Genomic DNA, 24,536 nt, shown 5'->3' on the forward strand with positions numbered 1-24,536 from the left:
CCTGACAACCCTGGAGTGTCTGGTTTGATCGTCTTCCGTTATCTGTCCCGCGAAGTCCTGTTGACCCTGAGTGCGGTAAGTGCCGTGCTGCTGGTCATCATCATGAGCGGTCGCTTCATCAAATACCTTGCCCAGGCCGCCGCGGGCCAGCTCGATCCGGGATCGCTGTTCCTGATCATGGGCTACCGTCTGCCGGGCTTCATGCAGTTGATCCTGCCATTGGGCCTGTTCCTCGGGATCCTTCTGGCGTACGGCCGTTTGTACCTGGAAAGCGAAATGACCGTGCTGTCGGCCACTGGCATGAGCCAGCAGCGCCTGTTCCGCATGACCCTGTTTCCCGCCACCCTGGTGGCGCTGGTGGTGGCATGGCTGAGCCTGAGCCTGGCCCCGCAAGGTGCCAACCAGTTCCAGCTGCTGCTGAACAAGCAGGATGCGCTGACCGAGTTCGATACCCTGGAGCCGGGCCGCTTCCAGGCATTGCGCGATGGCACCCGGGTGACCTACACCGAAACCTTGAGCGACGACCGGGTCAACCTGGGCAGCGTGTTCATCTCGCAGAAAAACCTCGGTGCCAATCAGGCCGATCGCGGGATTTCCGTGCTGGTGGCTGAAAAGGGCCGGCAGGAAATCCGCCCCGACGGCAACCGCTACCTGATCCTGCACAACGGCTACCGTTATGACGGCAGCCCTGGGCTGGCCAACTATCGCGCCATCCATTACGAAACCTATGGCGTACTGCTGCCCAAGCCGGATGTCAGCGAGGAAGTCACCGACCGTGACGCCATGCCGACGTCGGCCCTGATGGCCAGCGACGACATCCGCGCAAAAACCGAACTGCAATGGCGTCTGTCGCTGCCGCTGCTGGTATTTATCGTGACCCTGATGGCGGTGCCGCTGTCGCGGGTCAATCCGCGCCAGGGGCGCTTCCTCAAGTTGTTGCCGGCGATTCTTCTTTATATGGCTTACCTGACCATCCTGATTGCCGCTCGCGGCGCCCTCGAAAAAGGCAAGATCCCGGCGAGCCTGGGTCTGTGGTGGGTGCATGCGATCTTCCTGGCCATCGGTATCGGCCTGCTGTACTGGGAGCCGCTGCGCCTGAAGCTGGCCAGTCGTCGCAGCGCTGCGCTGGAGGTGGCCCGTGGTTAAACTCGACCGCTATATCGGCAGCAGCGTATTCATCGCGATCATCGCGGTACTGGCGATCATTCTTGGCCTGGCCACCCTGTTTGCCTTTATCGACGAGATGAGCGACGTCAGCGAAACCTACACGCTGGTCGACGTGCTGAGCTTCGTACTGCTGACCGCGCCGCGCCGGCTCTACGACATGCTGCCGATGGCGGCGCTGATCGGCTGTCTGATCGGTCTCGGCAGTCTGGCAAGCAGCAGCGAACTGACCGTGATGCGCGCCGCCGGTGTGTCCATCGGGCGTATCGTCTGGGCGGTCATGAAGCCGATGCTGGTGCTGATGCTGGCCGGCGTACTGATCGGCGAATATGTTGCGCCGGCCACCGAGAGCATGGCGCAGGCCAATCGCTCGCTTGCCCAGGGCAGCGGCGACGCGCAGAGCGCCAAACACGGTATGTGGCACCGTCAGGGCGACGAGTTCATCCACATCAACGCCGTTCAACCCGATGGGCTGTTGTATGGCGTGACTCGCTATCACTTCGACAAGGAGCGTCATCTGCTGAGTTCGAGCTTTGCCAAGCGCGCCGAATTCGATGGCACCCGCTGGCAGCTTACCGATGTCACCACCACGCTGTTCCATGAGCGCAGCACCGAAGTCGTCAACACGCCGACCGAGGACTGGGATGTTTCCATCAGTCCGCAACTGCTCAATACCGTGGTCATGGCGCCGGAGGCGCTATCGATCACCGGTCTGTGGGGTTACATCCACTACCTGGCGGATCAGGGACTGAGCAATGGCCGTTACTGGCTGGCTTTTTGGGTCAAGGTGTTGCAGCCGCTGGTGACCGCCGCTCTGGTGCTGATGGCGATCTCCTTCATTTTCGGGCCGCTGCGTTCGGTGACCCTCGGTCAGCGAGTGTTCACCGGTGTGCTGGTGGGGTTCACCTTCCGCATCGTCCAGGATCTGCTCGGTCCATCCAGCCTGGTGTTCGGCTTCTCGCCACTGTTCGCGGTGCTGGTGCCGGCAGGCGTCTGTGCCCTGGCGGGTGTCTGGTTACTGCGTCGAGCCGGTTGATGAACAAGGTTTCACCCACGCTTTAGCTTTGAAAACGCCCCGGTCGCCAGACCGGGGCGTTTTTGCATGCAATCCGGGTGACAGGCGAACGTGACGCTTGCGCCGTGTATCAGGTACAATTCCCGGCTATTTTTCGGCGGGCCAAGCCTGCAGCCTTTTTGAGTGTTGATCCGTGAGTGATTTGAGTCATATCCGCAATTTCTCCATCATCGCCCACATTGACCATGGCAAGTCGACGCTGGCTGACCGTTTCATCCAGATGTGCGGTGGTCTGGCCGAGCGTGAAATGGAAGCCCAGGTACTGGATTCCATGGATCTGGAGCGCGAACGCGGGATCACCATCAAGGCCCACAGCGTTACCCTCTATTACAAAGCCAAAGACGGCGTTACCTACCAGCTGAACTTCATTGACACCCCGGGTCACGTCGACTTTACCTATGAAGTCAGCCGTTCCCTGGCCGCGTGTGAAGGTGCCTTGCTGGTGGTTGACGCCGGTCAGGGCGTAGAAGCCCAGTCCGTGGCCAACTGCTACACCGCCATCGAGCAGGGCCTGGAGGTCATGCCGGTCCTGAACAAGATCGACCTGCCGCAGGCCGAGCCTGACCGCGTCAAGGACGAGATCGAGAAGATCATCGGCATCGATGCCACCGACGCCGTCACCTGCAGCGCCAAGACCGGCCTGGGTGTCGACGAAGTGCTTGAGCGTCTGGTCGCAACCATTCCTGCGCCGACCGGCAACATTGAAGATCCGCTGCAAGCGTTGATCATCGACTCCTGGTTCGACAACTACCTGGGCGTTGTCTCTCTGGTGCGCGTGCGTCATGGCCGCGTGAAAAAGGGCGACAAGATCCTGGTGAAGTCCACCGGCAAGGTGCACCTGGTCGACAGCGTCGGCGTGTTCAACCCGAAACACACCGCCACCGCGGACCTGAAGGCCGGCGAAGTGGGCTTCATCATCGCCAGCATCAAGGATATTCACGGTGCGCCGGTCGGTGACACCCTGACCCTGAGCTCCACCCCGGATGTCCCGGTGCTGCCAGGTTTCAAACGCATTCAGCCACAGGTTTATGCCGGCCTGTTCCCGGTCAGCTCCGACGACTTCGAGGATTTTCGCGAAGCACTGCAGAAACTGACCCTGAACGACTCGTCGCTGCAATACACCCCGGAAAGCTCCGACGCACTGGGCTTCGGCTTCCGTTGCGGCTTCCTCGGCATGCTGCACATGGAGATCATCCAGGAGCGCCTGGAGCGTGAATACGACCTGGACCTGATCACCACGGCGCCGACCGTAATCTTCGAACTGGTGCTGAAAACCGGTGAAACGATTTACGTCGACAACCCGTCGAAGCTTCCGGACGTGTCCGCGATCGAAGACATGCGCGAGCCAATCGTGCGTGCCAACATCCTGGTACCGCAGGAGCACCTGGGTAACGTCATCACCCTGTGCATCGAAAAACGCGGTGTTCAGGTCGACATGCTGTTCCTTGGCAACCAGGTCCAGGTGACCTATGACCTGCCGATGAACGAAGTGGTCCTGGACTTCTTCGACCGTCTGAAATCCACCAGCCGCGGCTATGCTTCGCTGGACTACCATTTCGATCGTTACCAATCGGCTAATCTGGTGAAACTGGACGTGCTGATCAACGGCGACAAGGTCGATGCCCTGGCGTTGATCGTGCACCGTGACAACTCGCACTTCAAAGGTCGCCAGCTGACCGAGAAGATGAAAGAACTGATTCCTCGTCAGATGTTCGACGTGGCGATCCAGGCTGCCATTGGCGGTCAGATCGTTGCCCGGACAACCGTCAAGGCGCTCAGAAAGAACGTATTGGCCAAATGCTACGGCGGTGACGTCAGTCGTAAGAAGAAACTGCTCGAGAAGCAAAAGGCCGGTAAGAAACGCATGAAGCAGGTCGGCAACGTGGAAATTCCACAAGAAGCCTTCCTTGCTGTGCTCAGGTTGGAATAGTCAGGTCCTATGTCACTAAATTTCCCGCTGTTGCTGGTTATCGCCGTGTTCGTCTGCGGCCTGTTGGCGTTGCTCGATCTGTTGATCCTGGCACCGCGTCGGCGCGCCGCCATCGCTTCCTATCAGGGCAGCGTCAGCCAGCCGGATGTGCTGGTGGTGGAGAAACTGAACAAGGAACCGCTGCTGGTCGAATACGGCAAGTCGTTCTTTCCGGTGCTGTTCATTGTGCTGGTGCTGCGTTCGTTCCTGGTGGAACCGTTCCAGATTCCATCCGGCTCGATGAAACCGACCCTGGACGTCGGCGACTTCATTCTGGTGAACAAGTTTTCTTACGGGATCCGTCTGCCGGTGATCGACAGGAAAATCATCGAAGTCGGTGATCCGCAACGCGGCGATGTGATGGTGTTCCGCTACCCGAGCGACCCGAACGTCAACTACATCAAGCGCGTGGTCGGTCTGCCGGGCGACACGGTGCGTTACACCGCCGACAAGCGTCTGTTCGTCAATGGCGAGTCGATTGCCGAGCAACTGGTCGGCTCCGAGCCGGGCACTCTCGGCAGTGCGGAACTCTACAAGGAAAAACTCGGCGCCGCCGAGCACCTGATCCGCAAGGAAATGAGCCGCTACCGCGCCACGCCGGACCACACCTGGACCGTGCCGGCCGGGCACTACTTCATGATGGGCGACAACCGCGACAACTCGAACGACAGTCGCTACTGGGATGATCCGAACATTCCCAAGGATCTGCTGGGCATGGTTCCCGACCAGAACATCGTCGGCAAGGCCTTTGCGGTCTGGATGAGCTGGCCGGAACCGAAACTCAGCCACCTGCCGAATTTCTCGCGGGTCGGCCTGATCAAGTAAACAATCACGGCGCTGTTGACCACAGCGCCGAATGCATTTCTGGTGTCGGCACAATCGATCCAGGGCATGAAGCCACGATATTCAGGACGTCATTTTTGAACACAGCGTTAATTGTCCCAGGCCTGCGCCGCATCCCGGCGATGGCAGTGGAATCCAGCCACGAACTCAGCGTGGGTAAACCGTGAGCGTTTCTTTAAGCCGTCTCGAGCGCCAGCTCGGTTACACCTTCAAGGACCAGGAACTGATGGTCCTGGCCCTCACGCACCGCAGCTTTGCCGGACGCAACAACGAGCGTCTGGAGTTTCTCGGCGATGCGATCCTCAACTTCGTTGCCGGTGAAGCCCTGTTCGACCGCTTCCCGCTGGCCCGTGAAGGTCAGTTGTCGCGTTTGCGTGCGCGTCTGGTGAAAGGCGAGACTTTGGCCGTGCTGGCCCGTGGTTTCGATTTGGGCGAATACCTGCGCCTGGGCTCGGGTGAGTTGAAAAGCGGCGGTTTCCGTCGCGAATCGATTCTGGCCGATGCCCTGGAAGCACTGATCGGCGCGATCTACCTCGATGCCGGTATGGAAGTCGCCCGCGAGCGCGTCCTGGCCTGGCTGGCTGGCGAGTTCGAAGGCCTGACGCTGGTCGATACCAACAAGGATCCGAAGACCCGACTGCAGGAATTCCTGCAATCGCGCGGTTGTGAGCTGCCACGCTACGAAGTCGTGGATATCCAGGGCGAACCGCACTGCCGTACCTTCTTCGTCGAGTGCGAAGTTGTCCTTTTGAATGAAAAAAGCCGGGGTCAGGGTGTGAGCCGTCGCATTGCCGAACAGGTAGCGGCCGCCGCAGCACTGATTGCCCTGGGTGTGGAGAATGGCAATGACTGATACAAACGCAACTCGCTGTGGCTACGTTGCCATCGTCGGCCGTCCGAACGTGGGCAAGTCCACGCTGCTGAACCACATCCTCGGCCAGAAGCTCGCGATCACCTCGCGCAAGCCGCAGACCACCCGTCACAACATGCTCGGGATCAAGACCGAGGGCGACGTGCAAGCGATCTACGTCGACACCCCCGGCATGCACAAGGGCGGCGAAAAGGCCCTGAACCGCTACATGAACAAGACGGCTTCGGCGGCGTTGAAAGACGTTGACGTGGTGATCTTCGTGGTCGACCGCACCAAGTGGACCGAAGAAGACCAGATGGTCCTGGAACGCGTGCAGTACGTGACCGGTCCGCTGATCGTCGCGCTGAACAAGACCGATCGCATCGAGGACAAGGCCGAGCTGATGCCGCACCTGTCCTGGTTGCAGGAACAGCTGCCGAATGCGCAGATCATTCCGATCTCGGCGCAACAGGGTCACAACCTCGACGCGCTGGAAAAGGTCATCGCCGACCATCTGCCGGAGAACGATCACTTCTTCCCGGAAGACCAGATCACCGACCGCAGCAGCCGCTTCCTCGCCGCCGAACTGGTACGCGAGAAGATCATGCGCCAGCTCGGCGCCGAGCTGCCGTACCAGATCACCGTGGAAATCGAAGAATTCAAGCAGCAGGGTGCGACGCTGCACATCCATGCGCTGATCCTCGTCGAGCGTGACGGCCAGAAGAAAATCATCATTGGTGACAAGGGCGAGCGCATCAAGCGCATCGGCACCGAGGCGCGCAAGGACATGGAGCTGCTGTTCGACTCCAAGATCATGCTCAACCTGTGGGTCAAGGTGAAGGGCGGCTGGTCCGACGACGAGCGTGCGCTGCGTTCGCTGGGTTACGGCGACCTGTAAAAATCTCGGTTTTCTGATACGCCAGAAAACCCCTGTGGGAGCGGGCTTGCTCGCGAATGCGCAGTGTCAGTCGGCCTATACTTTGACTGATTCACCGCATTCGCGAGCAAGCCCGCTCCCGCATTTGGTTTTGGGTTGTTTACAAAACTGCGTTTCTTCATCGAGAACTCAATGTCGCAAACCCCGCCTCCCGCCCAACCCGCCTACGTCCTGCACTCCCGCGCCTATCGCGAAACCAGCGCCTTGGTGGATTTCCTCACGCCGCAAGGTCGGCTGCGGGCGGTGTTGCGCAGCGCGCGGGGCAAGGCCGGGACACTGGCGCGGCCATTCGTGCCGCTGGAAGTGGAATTGCGCGGCAAAGGTGAGTTGAAGAATGTCGGGCGCATGGAGAGTATTGGAAACGCGACATGGATGGTCGGCGAGGCATTGTTCAGCGGTCTCTATCTCAACGAGTTGCTGATACGCCTGCTGCCAGCCGAAGACCCGCATCCTGCGGTATTCGATCATTACGCTGCCACCTTGCTGGCTTTGGCTGAAGGCCGGCCACTGGAGCCTCTGCTGCGTTCCTTCGAATGGCGTCTGCTCGACGACCTCGGTTATGGCTTCTCCCTGAACACCGACATCAACGACGAGCCCCTTGCTGCGGACGGTCTCTATCGCTTGCAGGTGGATGCCGGACTCGAGCGGGTCTACCTGCTGCAACCCGGCCTGTTCAACGGCACCGAGCTGCTGGCCATGGCTGAAGCGGACTGGTCGGCACCGGGCGCACTGTCTGCCGCCAAGCGTCTGATGCGACAAGCGCTGGCCGTGCATTTGGGCGGTCGTCCCCTTGTCAGTCGCGAGCTGTTTCGCAAGCCCTGATCTCACCGTATGCTGTGCGCCGAATCTTTCCCTTCAGGAGCGCATCCGTGACCACCAGCAATCGCATTCTTCTTGGCGTGAACATCGACCACGTCGCCACCCTGCGTCAGGCCCGTGGCACGCGCTACCCGGATCCGGTCAAGGCTGCGCTGGACGCGGAAGAGGCGGGCGCCGACGGCATCACCGTGCACCTGCGTGAGGACCGTCGCCACATTCAGGAGCGCGATGTGCTGCTGCTCAAGGATGTGCTGCAAACCCGCATGAACTTCGAAATGGGCGTCACCGAAGAAATGATGGTGTTTGCCGAGCGTATTCGTCCGGCCCATATCTGTCTGGTGCCGGAGACGCGTCAGGAACTGACCACCGAAGGCGGTCTGGACGTGGCGGGGCAGGAGGAGCGGATCAAGGCAGCGGTGGAGCGTCTGTCGAAGATCGGCAGCGAAGTATCGCTGTTCATCGATGCTGACGAGCGGCAGATCGCTGCCTCTAAACGTGTGGGTGCGCCGGCCATCGAGCTGCACACCGGGCGTTATGCCGATGCCGAGACGCCGACCGAAGTGGCCCAGGAGCTGAAGCGCGTGGCGGATGGCGTGGCATTCGGTCTGGCCCAGGGCCTGATCGTCAATGCCGGTCACGGTCTGCACTATCACAACGTTGAAGCCGTGGCGGCGATCAAGGGCATCAACGAACTGAACATCGGTCACGCGCTGGTGGCGCATGCGTTGTTCGTCGGCTTCAAGTCGGCAGTGTCGGAGATGAAGGCGTTGATCCTGGCGGCGGCAAAGGTCTGAACATCTACACAAGATAATGTGGGCGGGGGTGGACTACAGCGGCGGGTTTTCCTGCGCCGGTTTGGATTTGTCGATCCCCGGCACATGCAGATTGCCTTCGGCGACCTGATCGCCCTCAAGCTGCGGCTGGGTCACCCAGGTCAGGATGTCGTAGTAGCGGCGGATGTTCGCCACGAAATGCACCGGTTCGCCGCCCCGGGCGTAGCCGTAGCGGGTCTTGCTGTACCACTGCTTCTGCGACAGGCGCGGCAGCATCTTCTTCACATCCAGCCACTTGTCCGGATTCAGGCCTTCCCGGGACGCCAGTTTGCGCGCGTCATCCAAGTGACCGCTGCCCACGTTGTAGGCAGCCAGTGCAAACCACGTACGATCCGGTTCCTGGATCGAGTCATCCAGTTGATCCTTCATGTAGGCCAGGTACTTGGCGCCGCCCATGATGCTCTGCTTCGGATCGAGGCGGTTGGACACACCCATGGCCTGTGCAGTGTTCTGGGTCAGCATCATCAGGCCGCGCACGCCGGTCTTCGAAGTGACGGCCGGTTGCCACAGCGATTCCTGATAACCGATGGCCGCGAGCAGGCGCCAGTCGACTTTCTCTTTCTTGGCGTAGGTCTTGAAGTGCTGTTCGTACTTGGGCAGGCGCTGCTGCAAATGCTGGGCGAAGGTCGTGGCGCCCATGTAGCCGAGGACGTCGACGTGGCCGTAGTAGCGGTCTTTCAGGCGTTGCAGGGTGCCGTTTTTCTGCACCTTGTCCAGATAACTGTTGATCTCGTTGAGCAGGCTGTTGTCTTCGCCAGAGGCCACCGCCCAGCTCTGGCTGCGCGCATCGCCAAGGTCGAAGGCGACGCGGATGTTGGTGAAGTAAACCTGGTTCATCGCCACTTCGTTGGAATCGACCAGAGTCAGGTCGATCTGGCCCTCATCGACCATGCGCAGCAGGTCGACCACTTCAACGGCGTCGGACTCTTCGTATTCAATCCCGGGATATTTCTGTTTCAGCTCGGCGAGCTGTTCGGCGTGGGTGCTGCCCTTGAGCACCATGATTTTCTTGCCGACCAGCTCACTGGCGTCGGTCGGCCGCGACTGGCCGTTGCGATAGATGATCTGCGGGGTGACTTCGAGGTAGGAATGGGAGAACCGTACCTGTTTCTTGCGCTGTTCGCTGCTGACCAGGCCAGCGGCGGCCAGCACCGGGCCGTTGGGTTTGCCGATCTGATCGAACAGGTCGTCGAGGTTGTCGGCGGTCTCGATTTTGAGTTCCACCCCCAAATCGTCGGCGAAGCGCTTCACCAGCTCGTATTCGAAGCCGGTCTCGCCGCTGCGATCCTGAAAGTAGGTGGCGGGGCTGTTACGGGTGATCACCCGCAGCACACCATCCTCCTTTACGCGCTCGAGGGTGTTGGGTTTATCAACACAGCCACTGAGCATCAGGAAGAGTCCGGTAGCGATCAGCCATTTGGCGTACCGCGGACGCAAAGCCGTTGGGGAAAACATGTGCGCAGTATACGCAAAGCGCAACGGGCGCCATATCTCGACAGTGGAGGGGTTGTCTGCTAGCGATCGAAAAAGCACCCGCAACCCCACAGGAACGGGGCCGCAGAGCGTTTTGTGACAGAAAAAATAAGCTGCCTTTGCGCAAGCTCGAAATCTGACTTCAGAGGCAGAAACACAGATTGAGGTCCGAGTGCAACCGTGCGTAGCGTTTCGGGTGATGTTGAGGTCGGTTTAGGCTAGAATGCACGGCCTCAAAGCACACCCCTTCCCGAGGCTGTCCCGAAGATGTTGATCCTGCGCGGCGCTCCTGCCCTTTCTGCCTTTCGCCACAGCAAACTCCTTGAGCAACTGAGCCAGAAGGTTCCAGCTGTCAGTGGCCTGTATGCTGAATTCGCTCACTTCGCCGAAGTCACCGGCGTCCTGACCGGCGACGAACAGCAGGTGCTTGCGCGCCTTCTGAAGTACGGTCCAAGCGTTCCGGTTCAAGAGCCGAGCGGTCGTCTGTTCCTGGTGTTGCCACGTTTCGGCACCATCTCGCCATGGTCGAGCAAGGCCAGCGACATCGCCCGCAACTGCGGCCTGAGCAAGATCCAGCGCCTGGAGCGCGGCATCGCGTTTTATGTGGCCGGTCAGTTCAGCGAAACCGAAGCGCAGCAGATCGCCGACGTACTGCATGACCGCATGACCCAGATCGTTCTGGGCAACCTCGAACAGGCTGCCGGTCTGTTCAGCCACGCCGAGCCGAAGCCGCTGACCGCCATCGACATCCTCGGCGGTGGTCGCGCTGCGCTGGAGAAGGCCAACGTCGAGCTGGGCCTGGCCCTGGCCGAAGACGAGATCGACTATCTGGTCAACGCCTTCAACGGTCTCAAGCGCAACCCGCACGACATCGAACTGATGATGTTCGCCCAGGCCAACTCCGAGCACTGCCGCCACAAGATCTTCAACGCCAGTTGGGATATTGACGGCGAGAGCCAGGAAAAAAGCCTGTTCGGCATGATCAAGAACACCTATCAGATGCACAGCGAAGGCGTGCTGTCCGCTTACAAGGACAACGCTTCGGTGATCGTCGGCAACGTCGCCGGCCGCTTCTTCCCGGATCCGGAAACCCGCCAGTACGGCGCGGTGCAGGAGCCGGTGCACATCCTGATGAAGGTCGAAACCCACAACCACCCGACCGCGATCGCTCCGTTCCCGGGCGCGTCCACCGGTTCCGGTGGCGAGATCCGCGACGAAGGCGCAACCGGCCGTGGCGCCAAACCGAAAGCCGGCCTGACCGGTTTCACCGTGTCGAACCTGCAGATCCCTGGCTTCGAACAGCCTTGGGAAGTGCCGTACGGCAAGCCCGAGCGCATCGTCAACGCGCTGGACATCATGATCGAAGGCCCGCTGGGCGGCGCCGCGTTCAACAACGAGTTCGGTCGTCCGGCCCTGACCGGTTACTTCCGTACCTTCGAACAATCGATCAGCACCCCGCATGGTGATGAAGTTCGTGGTTACCACAAGCCGATCATGCTCGCTGGCGGCATGGGCAACATCCGTGAAGAACACGTCAAGAAAGGCGAGATCGTCGTCGGCTCCAAGCTGATCGTGCTCGGTGGCCCGGCAATGCTGATCGGTCTGGGCGGCGGCGCTGCTTCCTCCATGGCCACCGGCACCAGCTCGGCGGATCTGGACTTCGCTTCCGTTCAGCGTGAAAACCCTGAAATGGAACGTCGCTGCCAGGAAGTCATCGACCGTTGCTGGCAACTGGGCGACAAGAACCCGATCAGCTTCATCCACGACGTGGGGGCGGGCGGTCTGTCCAACGCCTTCCCGGAACTGGTCAACGACGGCGACCGCGGTGGCCGTTTCGAACTGCGCAACATTCCAAACGACGAGCCGGGCATGGCCCCGCACGAAATCTGGTCCAACGAATCCCAGGAGCGTTACGTTCTGGCCGTCGGCCCGGCCGACTTCGAGCGCTTCAAGGCGATCTGCGAACGTGAGCGTTGCCCGTTCGCCGTTGTCGGTGAAGCGACCGCCGAACCGCAACTGACCGTGACTGACAGCCACTTCGGCAACAACCCGGTGGACATGCCACTGGAAGTGTTGCTGGGCAAGGCGCCGCGCATGCACCGTTCGGTGGTTCGCGAAGCCGAGCTGGGCGATGACTTCGATCCGTCGAACCTCGACATCGGCGAAAGCATCGAACGCGTTCTGCACCACCCGGCCGTGGCAAGCAAAAGCTTCCTGATCACCATCGGCGACCGCACCATCACAGGCCTCGTGGCCCGTGACCAGATGGTCGGCCCTTGGCAGGTTCCGGTGGCCGACGTGGCCGTCACCGCCACCAGCTTCGACGTCTACACCGGTGAAGCGATGGCGATGGGCGAGCGCACTCCGCTGGCGCTGCTGGACGCTCCGGCGTCGGGCCGCATGGCCATCGGCGAAACCCTGACCAACATCGCCGCCTCGCGCATCAACAAGCTCTCCGACATCAAACTGTCGGCGAACTGGATGTCCGCTGCCGGCCACCCGGGTGAAGACGCGCGCCTGTACGACACCGTGAAAGCGGTCGGCATGGAACTGTGCCCCGAGCTGGGCCTGACCATTCCGGTGGGCAAGGACTCCATGTCCATGGCCACCCGCTGGAACGACAACGGCGAAGACAAGACCGTCACCTCGCCGATGTCCCTGATCGTGACCGGTTTCGCGCCAGTGGCTGACATCCGTCAGACCCTGACCCCGGAACTGCGCATGGACAAGGGCACCACCGATCTGATCCTGATCGACCTCGGTCGCGGCCAGAACCGCATGGGCGCCTCGATCCTGGCCCAGGTTCACGGCAAGCTCGGCAAGCAGGCGCCGGACGTCGACGACGCCGAAGACCTGAAAGCGTTCTTCGCGGTGATCCAGGGCCTCAACGCCGATGGTCACCTGCTGGCGTACCACGACCGTTCCGACGGTGGTCTGCTGACCTCCGTGGTGGAAATGGCCTTCGCCGGCCACTGTGGTCTGAGCCTGAACCTGGACAGCGTTGCCGAAAGCTCCGCTGAAATCGCCGCGATCCTGTTCAACGAAGAACTGGGTGCGGTGATCCAGGTTCGTCAGGACGCCACCCCGGACATCCTCGCGCAATTCAGCGCGGCCGGTCTGGGCGACTGCGTTTCCGTGATCGGTCAGCCGATCAACAACGGCCAGATCAACATCACCTTCAACGGTGACACCGTGTTCGAAGGCCAGCGTCGTCTGCTGCAACGCCAGTGGGCCGAGACCAGCTACCAGATCCAGCGTCTGCGCGACAACGCCGACTGCGCCGAGCAAGAGTTCGATGCGCTGCTGGAGGAAGACAACCCGGGCCTGAGCGTCAAGCTGAGCTACGACGTCAACCAGGACATCGCCGCGCCTTACATCAAGAAAGGCATCCGCCCACAGGTTGCCGTGCTGCGTGAGCAGGGCGTCAACGGTCAGGTGGAGATGGCGGCCGCATTCGACCGCGCCGGTTTCAATGCGATCGACGTGCACATGAGCGACATTCTGGCCGGCCGTGTCGACCTGAACGAGTTCAAAGGTCTGGTGGCCTGCGGTGGTTTCTCCTACGGCGACGTTCTCGGCGCCGGTGAAGGCTGGGCCAAGTCCGCACTGTTCAACAGCCGTGCCCGCGATGCGTTCCAGGGCTTCTTCGAGCGTAACGACAGCTTCACGCTCGGCGTGTGCAACGGTTGCCAGATGATGTCCAACCTGCACGAGCTGATCCCGGGCAGCGAGTTCTGGCCGCACTTCGTGCGCAACCGCTCCGAGCAGTTCGAGGCGCGCGTGGCGATGGTGCAGATCCAGGAGTCGAACTCGATCTTCCTGCAGGGCATGGCCGGTTCGCGCATGCCGATCGCCATCGCTCACGGTGAAGGCCATGCCGAATTCGAAAGCGAAGAGGCACTGCTTGAAGCCGATCTGTCCGGTTGTGTGGCGATGCGATTCGTCGACAACCACGGCAAGGTCACCGAAGCCTACCCGGCCAACCCGAACGGTTCGCCGCGCGGGATCACCGGCCTCACCAGCCGCGACGGTCGCGTGACAATCATGATGCCGCACCCGGAGCGTGTTTTCCGTGCCGTGCAGAACTCGTGGCGTTCGGAAGACTGGAACGAAGACGCTCCTTGGATGCGCATGTTCCGTAATGCTCGTGTGTGGGTGAACTAAGGGCTGTGTACAAGCTCGCGTTTTTTGTTCCCGACAGTCATGTCGAGGTGGTCAAGGACGCTCTATTCGCTGCCGGTGGTGGGCGGATCGGTGACTATGACCACTGTGCGTGGCAGGTGCTTGGTACGGGTCAGTTTCGGCCTCTGGACGGTAGTCAGCCGTTCATTGGCGAGGCGGGGCGGGTTGAGCGGGTCGAGGAGTGGAAGGTCGAGCTTGTTGTTGGCGATGAGTTGATTCGTGGGGTGGTGGCGGCTTTGAAGGCTAGCCATCCTTACGAGACGCCGGCTTATGAGGTTTGGCGGCTGGAGGATTTTTGATCTTCCTTGGCTGCTGAAACGGGAAACCCGCTGAGAGTGATTTCAGCGGGTTTTTTGGTTTTTGGGGTTGGGTGAATATCCGTTTCTTCGGGTGTTGCGGCTTATGGTTCCGCCCTTACGGCGGGTCACTTTTGACAAACGCCTCAAAAGTAACCAAAAAGGCTTGCCCCTGCGTTCGGCACCTCGCTGTGGCTCGGTGTTCCTTCGTTCCGGGATTCATCCGGGGGGCATCGCCTACGGTTTGCTTCGCTGCACCTCCTCTCGATGCATGCGGCTGCGCCGCACGGTCGCTGCGCTCCCACCCCCGGATAAATCCCTCCACTCAGCCTGCCGATGGGGCCGGCACGTCAAAAGCTTTACTCGAGCTAACGCTCATCGTGTTGAGTGGTGGGGAGCGAAAGCAGAAGCGGAAGTTGAAGCAGGAGCAGGAGCAGGAGCAGAAGAAGGGGAGGAAGCAAAGGAGGCAGAGGAAGCACGAGTCGAGTTGCATGTGTTTCAAACCCGAGTTCACCTCGGTTTTTCACGTCGGCGTACCTCTCCCAAACAACGCGGTCAGTCTCCTCTCCCTCCGGGAGAGGGTTAGGGTGAGGGGAATTCTGCGACCGTACAAAGATGCATCGAATCCCCCCCACCCATCGATTCAGAGGTCACCCTAAACCTTTGCACTCACCTCACTCCGATTGACCAACCCCTCAATCGCCGCACTCAGACTCTGCGCCCGCTCACCCACCAGCAAGTGCCACACGCCATCTTCCAGCGCGCTCACGCCCAGACATCCAAGCTCTTTCAACCGGCTTTCCGAGAGCGCCTTGCCATCGGCCAGTTGCAGGCGAATCCGGCTCATGGCGATGCAGTCGAGTTGCAGCACATTGTCGCTGCCGCCCAGAGCGCTCAACCATTGTTGAGCTTGCGGTGCGGTGACTGCGACGGGCTCGCTGGGTTCGACGACGGCGACAGGAGCCGTCACTGCGGCTCGGCCCAACGCCGGCATCGCCAGTCGAATCTCATCGGCAATGCTGTCGGCCATCGGCCCCACAACAACCTGCAAACTGCCGCCCTTGCCCGGGCGCACAACCGCCATAGCGCCCAGTGCTTTCAAGTCCGCATCGGAGGCCTTGTTGCGATCGACCATTTCCAGTCGCAGACGCGTAGTGCACGCGCCGACGGTGAGCAGATTTTCCGCGCCGCCGAGTGCCTTGATGTAAGCGCTGGCGCGTTCGTTTTCGGTCAGGACCGCTTTGTCGGCGGTGGCGACGTCTTCGCGTCCCGGGGTTTTCAGGTTGAAGCGGCGGATACAGAAATCGAACACCGCGTAGTAGATGACGGCATACGCCAGGCCCACCGGCACGACGAGCCAGCCGTTGGTGGAACGTCCCCAACCCAGCACCATGTCGATGAAGCCTCCAGAGAAGGTGAAGCCCAAGTGGATGTTCAATGCGTTGGTGATTGCCATCGACAGTCCGGTCAGCAGCGCATGCACCAGATACAGCAGCGGTGCGAGGAACATGAAGGCAAATTCGATCGGTTCGGTCACCCCGGTGAGGAACGCCGTCAGCGCCATCGACAGGAAGATCCCGCCCATGACTTTGCGGCGCTCCGGCAGGGCGTTGCGGTACATCGCCAGGCAGGCGGCGGGGAGGCCGAAGATCATGACCGGGAACATGCCGGTCATGAACTGGCCGCCTTTCGGGTCGCCGGCGAAGTAGCGGGACAGGTCACCGGTCACCAGCGCGCCGGTGGTCGGGTCGGTGAAGTTGCCGAACACGAACCACGCCATGTTGTTGAGGATGTGGTGCAGGCCGGTGACGATCAGCAGGCGGTTGAACACGCCGAAGACGAACGCGCCGAAGCTGCCGCTTTCCATCAGCAGGGTGCCGAAGCTGTTGATGCCGTGCTGGATCGGCGGCCAGATGTAACCGAACAGTACGCCCAGGCCGACCGCGCTGAAACCGGTGACGATGGGGACGAAGCGCCGGCCGCCGAAGAATGCCAGGTACTCCGGCAGCTTGATGTCTTTGAAGCGGTTGTACAGCGCGCCGGCCATCAGGCCGCTGACGATCCCGGCGAGCATGCCCATGTTGATGGTCGAATCGAGCACCTTGAGGGTGGAGATCATCACCAGGTAACCGATCACCCCGGCGAGGCCGGCGGTGCCGTTGTTGTCCTTGGCGAAACCGACGGCGATGCCGATGGCGAAGATCATCGCCAGGTTGGCGAAGATCACCTGACCGGCGTCGTGGATGATCGCGATGTTCAGCAGGTCGGTGTCGCCCAGGCGCAGCAGCAGGCCGGCGATCGGCAGGATCGCGATCGGCAGCATCAGTGCCCGGCCGAGGCGTTGCAGGCCTTCGATGAAGAGTTGGTACATGGCGTTTGTCCTTGTTGTTTTTGTTAGCGCAGAGGCCAATGTTGATGACAGGCATGACGCACCGCAGCGGCGCTGCTCAGCTTGAGCAAGTCCCGGGCGAGGCGTTGGCATTCGGCTTCGTGCAGCTGGCGCACGCGATCCTTGATTTCGCCGATCTGTACCGGGCTCACCGACAGTTCGGTCACGCCCAGGCCGATCAACACCGGCGTCGCCAGCGGATCCGAGGCGAGGGCGCCGCACACGCCGACCCAGCGTTTATGCACCGCCGCGCCTTCGCAAGTCATGGCGATCAGGCGCAGCAGCGCCGGGTGCAAGGCATCGACCCGTGCGGCGAGGCCGGCGTGGTCGCGGTCCATGGCCAGGGTGTATTGCGACAGATCGTTGGTGCCGATGGACAGGAAGTCGGCGTGCTCGGCCAGTTGTTCGGCTTGTAGCGCGGCGGCCGGGACTTCGATCATCACGCCGATTTCCGGACGTTGGCTGATGCCCAGTTCCAGGCACAGCGCATCGACCCGTTGGCGGATGTGCAGCAGTTCGTCCACTTCGGTGACCATCGGCAGCAGGATCCGGCAGCGCTGCAACGGGCTGACCTGCAGCAGGGCGCGCAGTTGCTGGTCGAGGATTTCCGGGCGTGCCTGGGCCAGGCGAATGCCGCGCAGGCCGAGCACCGGGTTGGCCTCCACGGGCAGCGGCAGGTAATCGAGTTGTTTGTCGCCGCCGACGTCGATGGTGCGGATGATCACCGACTTGTCGCCCATCGCATCGATCACGGCTTGATAGGCGGCGCGTTGCTCTTCGACATCCGGCGCGGTGTTGCGATCGACGAACAGAAATTCGGTGCGCAACAGGCCGACGCCGTCAGCGCCGTTGGCAAATGCATCCGCCGCTTCGTGGCTGGAGGCGACGTTGGCGACCACTTCGATGGCCACGCCGTTGCGGGTTTCCGCCGGCAGATGGGCCTGGGCTTGCTGGGCGTTGCGTCGTTGTTGGCGGTCGATCTGCGCCTGCCGGACTTCGGCCAGACGCTCGGCATTCGGCGTCAGTTCGAGGCGGCCACCGTCGGCATCGAGCACCACCGATTGACCTTGCGCCTGATCGAGCAGCGCCGAGCCCAGTGCGACCATGCACGGCAGGCCTTTGCCCCGGGCCAGAATCGCCACGTGGGAAGTCGCGCCACCCTCGGCCATGCACAAGCCGGCGACGCCTTGTGCGCTCAGTTGCAACAGGTCCGAGGGCGTCAGTTCGTGAGCGGCGACGATGGCGCCGGCCGGCACGTCGTAATGCCAGGCTTCACCAAGCAGGGCGCGCAGCACCCGTTGTTTCAAGTCGCGCAGATCGTTGGCGCGCTCGGCCAGCAGCGGGCTGCCGGTATTTTGCAGCACTTCGCATTGCGCATCGATGGACTGGCTCCAGGCGTGGGTCGCCGCCGTGCCGGTTTCAATCGATTGCCGGGCGGCGTCGAGCAGGGCCGGGTCTTCCAGCAACGCGAGGTGCGCAGCAAAGATCGCTTCTTCGTCGGCATTGCGCTGTTTTTTCGCCTGGGCGAGGGTGCTGTCGATTTCGCTGCGAACCTGATTCAGCGCCGTGTCGAGGATCTGCAATTGTTGTTCGGGCTGATGATTGCCAGCGTCCGCCGGCAGGTTGATCGCGTTCAAGCGAAACAGCGGCCCGCCCACCAGACCCGGTGCGGCGCAAACACCGTACAACACGCCAGCCTCGACCGGACGATTGCGTGGGGCGGCAGCAATCGGTGCGGCGGCGTGATGATCCTCCGGCAGGGCGGTGGCCAGTGCAGTGAGCAAGGCCTGCAACGCAGCCTGTGCGTCCGGACCCTGGCAACTGACCTGCACTTCGTCCTGTTCGCCAATTGCCAGGCCCATCAAACCGATGAGGCTGTTGCACGGCGCCGACTTGCCGGCGAAATGCAGCTGCGACTGGCTCTTGAACCCTTGCGCGGTCTGGCGGATTAACGCCGCCGGGCGTGCATGCAGACCGCCGCGATGGGCGACCTGCACGTGACCGTGAACTTGCGGGCCGCCGAGTTCTTCTGTATTTGCCGCGGCATTGTGACGAGCGACGATGTGCAGCAGCGGCTCGCCCACCTTCACCGTTTTCAGGGTGATGGGGCGCGCCTGGAAATCCTGGCTGTTGGTCAGGATCAGCAGGCTGACCAGGCTTTTGCACTGGCGGCCGACCTTGTCCAGGTCATAGCGCAGCAGCGGCTGGCCATTGCTGACCCGCGCGCCTTCCTTGACCAGCATCGAGAAGCCTTCACCCTGCAACTCCACCGTGTCCAGGCCCAGGTGCAGCAACAACTCGGCGCCGTTGTCGGCGCGCACGGTCAGTGCATGCCCGGTGCGGGCGACGTGGATCACCACACCGGCGCAGGGCGAGTACAACGTGTCGTTCAGCGGATCGATGGCAATGCCGTCGCCCATGGCGCCGCTGGCGAACACCGCGTCCGGGACTTTGGCGAGCGTGAGCACCGGGCCGCTGAGCGGGGCGCTTAAAGTCAGCTCTTTATTGTTGTTGTGCATGGCTCGGTCTCATCAGGAAAAACGTTCGGTTCGCACTCAGTGCGTACGGGTGACTTTGCTCAGGTGGCGCGGCTGATCCGGGTCCATGCCACGGGCCACGGCCAGGTTGGCGGCCATCACGTAGAAACTCTGGATCGCCAGGATCGGGTCGAGAGCCGGGTGTTCGGCACGGCTCAGGGTCAGGTCGCGTTCGAGCACATCGTCCGGCGCCGCCAGCAATACACGGGCACCACGCTGACGCATTTCCGCCGCCAGGCTCAGCAGACCGGCCTGCTCGGCGCCGCGCGGGGCGAACACCAGCAAAGGGTAGTTTTCGTCGATCAGCGCCATGGGGCCGTGACGGACTTCGGCGCTGCTGAACGCTTCGGCCTGGATCGCCGAGGTTTCCTTGAATTTCAGCGCGGCTTCCTGGGCGATGGCAAAACCGGCGCCACGGCCGATCACCATCAACCGCTCGCAATTGCGCAGGGCGTCGATGGCCGGGCTCCAGTCCTGTTTCGCAGCATCACGCAAGCCTTCAGGCAGGGCGTTATGCGCTTCCAGCAATTCGCTGTCTTCTTTCCAGTGGGCGATCAGACGGGCGCTGGCGCTGAGGGTGGCGATGAAACTCTTGGTCGCGGCGACGCTGCTTTCGGTACCGGCCAGCAATGGCAGGCTGAATTCACACGCGGCTTCCAGCGGCGAATCGGCGGCGTTGACCATCGACACGCTCAAGGCGCCGCGTTTGCGCAGCAGGCGCAGGCTGTTGACCAGATCCGGGCTCTGGCCCGACTGGGAAAACGCGAACGCGACCTGACCGCTGACCTTCAGCGGCGCCTGTTGCATGGTCACCACCGACATCGGCAGCGACGCCACCGGAATGCCTAGTTGCTGCATGGTCAGGTAGGCGAAGTAGCTCGCCGCGTGATCGGAGCTGCCACGGGCAACGGTCATCGCCACTTGTGGCGGCTGACGGCGCAGGCGCCCGGCGATCTCGATCATCGAGCCATCGAGCTGTTGCAGTTGGGCTTGCACGGCCTCGAACGAGGACAGCGCCTCCTCAAGCATTTTTGAAGTCAATGTCTTCTCCTTCGACCATGACGGCGGTCAGTGTGAGTGAGCGATCCAGCCGCACGCAGTCGGCCCAGGCGCCGGGTTGCAGGCGCCCGCGTTCGGTGATGCCGAGGTAGTCGGCGGGGAATTGCGAAAGACGTTGCGAGGCCTCGGCGATCGGCAGGCCGATCTTCACCAGATTGCGCAAAGCCTGATCCATGGTCAGGGTGCTGCCGGCCAGCGTGCCGTCCGGCAGGCGCACACCACCCAGGCATTTGGTGACGGTATGGCTGCCGAGCTTGTACTCGCCATCGGGCATGCCGGCGGCGGCGGTCGAGTCGGTGACGCAGTACAGGCACGGAATCGAGCGCAGGGCCACGCGGATCGCGCCGGGGTGCACATGCAGCAGATCCGGGATCAGCTCGGCGAATTTGGCGTGGGCCAGCGCCGCGCCGACGATGCCCGGCTCGCGGTGATGCAGCGGGCTCATGGCGTTGTACAAATGGGTGAAACTGGTGGCGCCGGCTTCGAGGGCGGCGACGCCTTCCTCGTAACTGCCGAGGGTGTGGCCGATCTGCATGCGGATGCCACGGCCGCTCAGTTCACGAATCAAGCCATCGTGGCCGGCGATTTCCGGGGCAATGGTGATCACCCGGATCGGCGCCAGTGCCAGATAGTCTTCGACTTCGGCCATCAGCGCGGTGTGGGCGAAGTTCGGCTGGGCGCCGAGTTTGCCGGGATTGATGTACGGGCCTTCGAGGTGAACCCCGAGAACTCGGGCGGCGCCTTTCGGACGCTGCTCGCAGAACTCGCCGACATCCTTGAGCACGCTGGCAATCTCGGCACTCGGCGCGGTCATGGTGGTGGCCAGCAGCGAGGTGGTGCCGAAGCGCACGTGGGTCTTGGTGATGGTCGCGAAGGCGCTGGCGCCTTCCATGATGTCTTTGCCGCCACCGCCGTGAACGTGCAGGTCGATGAAACCCGGCAGCAGGTAAGGCAGGTCGTTATCCGCCGGATCGCACGGCACGCCTTCGATGGACACGACTCTGCCGTGTTCGTGGATCAGCCGGCCGCGAACCCAGCCGTCAGCGGTGAGGATGTTGTCTTCGGACATTTCGCTTCTCTCGTTTGGCCTGGCTGCTGATCAGCGGCGAAGCTCTGCAACAAAGTCGTAGTAGTCGTTGCGGCAATAGGTGTCGGTGACTTCGATCGGCGTGTTGTCTTCCAGGTAGCCGACCCGGGTCATCAGCAGCATCGCGGTGCCGGGGGCGATGCCGACCAGCGCGGCAAACTCGTCCGAGGCGTTGATGGCTTGAATGTGCTGCAAGGCGCGCACGATCGGTTTACCGATGCTGTCGAGGTGTTCGTAGAGGGAATCGCCCACCACTTGTGGCTTGGGCATGATCGAGGCGGGCAGGGTGCTCATCTCGATGGCCATCACCGTGTCGTCGGCTTTGCGCAGGCGTTTCATGCGCGCAACCTTGTCGTTCGGCGACAGACCGAGGCGAATCAGTTCTTCGTGGGTTGGCAGGGTGATTTCCCGCTCAAGCCATTGCGAGCTGGGCACGAAGCCCTTGAGACGGAGCATTTCGCTGAAACCCGACAGGCGCGACAGCGGTTGTTCAAGGCGTGGGGTGATGAAGGTGCCGGAACCTTGCAGGCGGCGGATCAAACCTTGATCGAGCAGAACCTCCAGTGCCTTGCGCGCGGTGACTCGGGAAATCCCCAGCATTTCGCTGAGATTGCGCTCCGACGGCATCGCCTGTTCGGCTTTCCACTGGCCGGCGTGGATCGCCGCTTCCAGATTGCGCGCCAGTTGCAGGTACAGCGGCGTCGGCTGGGAGTCGTCGGGACGTAGGGCGTGGAGGTCGTTCATGTAAGGCATTTCCGGCGCTGATATAGGATTGTTGTCGCTCGGTTGTCGGGCGAAAACTAATACCACTTGAATACCATGTCAACGCGGCGGAAAGTCCTGTAGTCCTTTGGAATCGGGTGTTTGAGGGCGGGTGGTTTCAAGTGGTATTAGAGATGGGCTCTGGAAAGCAAAAGATCGCAGTCTGCGGCAGTTCTGGCCGGTGAAAGTGGTATCACCGTTCAGACGTTGTCGCAGGCTGCGATCTTTTTCATTTATTTTTTGCGGGCGACCAGTGGTCAGGGGAAAGGGCCGCGTCGCGGCCACGAGAGAGCAGGTGACCAGGTTACAGAATCACGGGCGGATTTCGACCATCGTGCCGTCCGGCACCAGGTTCCACACTTCGCGCATGTCGACATTGCGCATGGCGACACAGCCATCAGTCCAGTCCAGTGTGTGGAACAGGTCTTCAGGTGTTTCTTCCGAATCCGGCGTGCCGTGGATCATGATCATCCCGCCAGGTTCGACGCCTTCCCGGCGGGCGCGGGCGGAGTCGGAAATGTTCGGGTAGGAAATGTGCATCGACAGATTGAATTTGTCGCTGGTCTTGCGCCAGTCGATCCAATAGAAGCCTTCAGGTGTGCGTTTGTCGCCTTCAATCAGTTTCGGACCTTTCTTTGCGCCCTTGCCCAGAGAAATGCGATAGGTCTTGATGGGCTTGCCGTCGGCGATCAACTGCAGTTGATGAGCCGATTTGAGCACCAGTACTTTTTCGATCAATGGTGTATTGGAGGGTGTCACGGTGGTCACGAAAGACGCTTGCGATACCGAAACGAACGACAGGCAGAACAGGGCAAGCAACCAGCGCATTGAAACGATTCCCCAGGAATGAAGCCGATACTTTATTTATAGATGTCATGCAGACGCTGTTGCAGCCCCGCGCTTTGTGTATCGGCCGGGCGCCGGCGAGATCAAGTGATGACTGGCTTGGCGAGCGGCGGAGTCGACTCGGAGCGAACCGGGTAGACCTCGGCACGGCGGTCAGCGAAGAAGCATTCTAAGGTACGCCCCACCGTGCGGAAAGCCAGCTCGTTCCATGGAATCTGCGCTTCGTCGAACAGTTGTACTTCGAGGCTCTCGGGGCCGGCGGCAAAATCCAGGTCTGCAAGCTCGGCGCGGAAGAACACATGCACCTGACTGATATGTGGCACATCGATCAGGGTGTAGATGCTCAGGTTGCGCACCCGGGCGCAGGCTTCCTCGGCGGTTTCCCGGATGGCGGCCTGCTCGATGGTCTCGCCGTTCTCCATGAAGCCGGCGGGCAGGGTCCAGTAGCCGAGGCGCGGTTCGATGGCGCGGCGGCAGAGCAGAACCTTGCTGCCCCAGGTCGCCACACACCCGGCCACGATATTGGGGTTCTGGTAGTGAATGGTCTGACAGCTGTCGCAGACAAATCGCAGCCGCGAATCGCCTTCGGGAATGCGCTGGGTCACCGGGTTGCCGCACTGGCTGCAAAATTTCATGCTGGGGTTCCTGAATGCTGCGCCTATCTTGGCGTGCAGCGGTGGCTGTCGGCAAGTTGTCGTTTCGCGACATGACGCCTGTCCGGGGCTTGGGCGGTCGCAATGATTGGTGCATGATGCAGGGTAAGGCACAGATCGAGAACACTTATGCTGGACGAGCTACTGCACCGGGTAAGCAATCACACGCCGCGCACGCTGGAGACCGACACGCGTTTCCCCGAGGCCGCCGTCCTGGTGCCGATTACTCGCAGTGACGAACCGGAGCTTGTCCTGACCTTGCGCGCCAGCGGGCTCTCGACCCACGGTGGCGAAGTCGCCTTTCCCGGTGGCAGACGAGACCCGGAAGACCCCGATCTGATCTTCACCGCCCTGCGTGAAGCCGAAGAGGAAATCGGCCTGCCGCCCGGCCTGGTCGAAGTGATTGGCCCGCTCAGTCCGCTGATCTCCCTGCATGGCATCAAGGTCACGCCGTATGTCGGGGTGATTCCCGATTTCGTCGAATACCTGGCCAACGATGCCGAGATCGCAGCGGTGTTCAGCGTGCCGCTGGAATTCTTCCGCAAGGATCCGCGCGAACACACCCACCGCATCGACTATCAGGGTCGCAGTTGGTACGTGCCGAGCTATCGTTACGGCGAATACAAGATCTGGGGGCTGACGGCGATCATGATCGTCGAGTTGATCAACCTGCTCTATGACGCCAGAATCAGCCTGCACCAGCCGCCCAAAAGCTTTACCAATACCTGAAGCCATCGCTCGAATGGCCAGCCATCGTGAGCC

General features: G+C 61.6%; 19 protein-coding genes. 11 read left to right on the forward strand and 8 right to left on the reverse strand.

The features are described 5' to 3' along the window. Positions 1–24: 24 nt before the first annotated feature. The 8 genes from lptF to pdxJ all read left to right on the forward strand — a co-directional run bounded on the left by lptF (position 25) and on the right by pdxJ (position 8,451). Complete coding sequence (gene lptF / locus C6Y56_RS05015; protein WP_169428979.1) at positions 25–1,146, forward strand: LPS export ABC transporter permease LptF; 1,122 nt, start codon at positions 25–27, stop codon at positions 1,144–1,146. After that, entirely contained in the window at positions 1,139–2,200 is a 1,062-nt protein-coding gene (lptG, locus tag C6Y56_RS05020) for an LPS export ABC transporter permease LptG (protein WP_169428980.1), read from the forward strand. The genes lptF and lptG overlap by 8 nt, the downstream gene beginning before the upstream one ends. Before the next feature lie 172 nt (positions 2,201–2,372). After that, positions 2,373–4,169, forward strand: coding sequence for a translation elongation factor 4 (gene lepA, locus C6Y56_RS05025; protein WP_085608162.1), 1,797 nt, complete (start codon positions 2,373–2,375; stop codon positions 4,167–4,169). A 9-nt stretch (positions 4,170–4,178) separates the two neighbouring features. Further along, positions 4,179–5,033 carry a signal peptidase I gene (lepB, locus tag C6Y56_RS05030; RefSeq protein WP_169428981.1) on the forward strand — a complete coding sequence of 285 codons (855 nt, stop codon included), beginning with the start codon at positions 4,179–4,181 and terminating at the stop codon, positions 5,031–5,033. A 181-nt stretch (positions 5,034–5,214) separates the two neighbouring features. Next, complete coding sequence (gene rnc / locus C6Y56_RS05035) at positions 5,215–5,904, forward strand: ribonuclease III (protein ID WP_169428982.1); 690 nt, start codon at positions 5,215–5,217, stop codon at positions 5,902–5,904. Then, positions 5,897–6,799, forward strand: coding sequence for a GTPase Era (gene era / locus C6Y56_RS05040; RefSeq protein WP_011332590.1), 903 nt, complete (start codon positions 5,897–5,899; stop codon positions 6,797–6,799). Before rnc ends, era begins: the two co-directional genes overlap by 8 nt. A 171-nt stretch (positions 6,800–6,970) precedes the next feature. Beyond that, positions 6,971–7,660 (forward strand): DNA repair protein RecO, encoded by a 690-nt coding sequence (gene recO, locus C6Y56_RS05045; RefSeq protein ID WP_169428983.1) that lies wholly within the window; start codon positions 6,971–6,973, stop codon positions 7,658–7,660. Between the two features lie 47 nt (positions 7,661–7,707). Continuing rightward, on the forward strand, positions 7,708–8,451 hold the full coding sequence (gene pdxJ, locus C6Y56_RS05050; protein ID WP_169428984.1) for a pyridoxine 5'-phosphate synthase: 744 nt from the start codon (positions 7,708–7,710) through the stop codon (positions 8,449–8,451). 33 nt (positions 8,452–8,484) lie between these two features. On the opposite strand, the gene mltF is transcribed toward pdxJ, so the two are convergent. After that, positions 8,485–9,945 (reverse strand): membrane-bound lytic murein transglycosylase MltF, encoded by a 1,461-nt coding sequence (mltF, locus tag C6Y56_RS05055; RefSeq protein WP_169428985.1) that lies wholly within the window; start codon positions 9,943–9,945, stop codon positions 8,485–8,487. 285 nt (positions 9,946–10,230) lie between these two features. Here mltF and purL point away from each other — a divergent pair, with 285 nt between their 5' ends. Continuing rightward, complete coding sequence (gene purL, locus C6Y56_RS05060) at positions 10,231–14,127, forward strand: phosphoribosylformylglycinamidine synthase (RefSeq protein ID WP_169428986.1); 3,897 nt, start codon at positions 10,231–10,233, stop codon at positions 14,125–14,127. A 5-nt stretch (positions 14,128–14,132) separates the two neighbouring features. Then, on the forward strand, positions 14,133–14,444 hold the full coding sequence (locus C6Y56_RS05065) for a Nif3-like dinuclear metal center hexameric protein (RefSeq protein ID WP_169428987.1): 312 nt from the start codon (positions 14,133–14,135) through the stop codon (positions 14,442–14,444). A gap of 652 nt (positions 14,445–15,096) precedes the next feature. On the opposite strand, the gene nagE is transcribed toward C6Y56_RS05065, so the two are convergent. From nagE to C6Y56_RS05100, 7 genes are all read right to left on the reverse strand, one after another. Beyond that, positions 15,097–16,812 (reverse strand): N-acetylglucosamine-specific PTS transporter subunit IIBC, encoded by a 1,716-nt coding sequence (nagE, locus tag C6Y56_RS05070; protein ID WP_169428988.1) that lies wholly within the window; start codon positions 16,810–16,812, stop codon positions 15,097–15,099. 23 nt (positions 16,813–16,835) lie between these two features. Further along, entirely contained in the window at positions 16,836–19,349 is a 2,514-nt protein-coding gene (ptsP, locus tag C6Y56_RS05075) for a phosphoenolpyruvate--protein phosphotransferase (RefSeq protein ID WP_169428989.1), read from the reverse strand. 36 nt (positions 19,350–19,385) lie between these two features. Beyond that, positions 19,386–20,396 (reverse strand): SIS domain-containing protein, encoded by a 1,011-nt coding sequence (locus C6Y56_RS05080; protein ID WP_169432597.1) that lies wholly within the window; start codon positions 20,394–20,396, stop codon positions 19,386–19,388. After that, positions 20,389–21,495 carry an N-acetylglucosamine-6-phosphate deacetylase gene (gene nagA / locus C6Y56_RS05085; RefSeq protein ID WP_169428990.1) on the reverse strand — a complete coding sequence of 369 codons (1,107 nt, stop codon included), beginning with the start codon at positions 21,493–21,495 and terminating at the stop codon, positions 20,389–20,391. Before nagA ends, C6Y56_RS05080 begins: the two co-directional genes overlap by 8 nt. A gap of 30 nt (positions 21,496–21,525) precedes the next feature. Then, the gene (locus C6Y56_RS05090) at positions 21,526–22,257 is read right to left on the reverse strand and encodes a GntR family transcriptional regulator (RefSeq protein ID WP_007954613.1); all 732 of its coding nucleotides are present in this window, start codon (positions 22,255–22,257) and stop codon (positions 21,526–21,528) included. A 330-nt stretch (positions 22,258–22,587) separates the two neighbouring features. Further along, complete coding sequence (locus tag C6Y56_RS05095) at positions 22,588–23,103, reverse strand: L,D-transpeptidase family protein (RefSeq protein ID WP_169428992.1); 516 nt, start codon at positions 23,101–23,103, stop codon at positions 22,588–22,590. 101 nt (positions 23,104–23,204) lie between these two features. Further along, a complete protein-coding gene (locus tag C6Y56_RS05100; protein WP_169428993.1) occupies positions 23,205–23,756 on the reverse strand; it encodes an NUDIX hydrolase in 552 nt (183 codons plus the stop codon). A gap of 147 nt (positions 23,757–23,903) precedes the next feature. Here C6Y56_RS05100 and C6Y56_RS05105 point away from each other — a divergent pair, with 147 nt between their 5' ends. Beyond that, complete coding sequence (locus tag C6Y56_RS05105; protein ID WP_169428994.1) at positions 23,904–24,503, forward strand: CoA pyrophosphatase; 600 nt, start codon at positions 23,904–23,906, stop codon at positions 24,501–24,503. Positions 24,504–24,536 lie beyond the last annotated feature (33 nt).

Source organism: Pseudomonas fluorescens, assembly GCF_012974785.1.
Lineage (GTDB): Bacteria > Pseudomonadota > Gammaproteobacteria > Pseudomonadales > Pseudomonadaceae > Aquipseudomonas > Aquipseudomonas fluorescens_BT.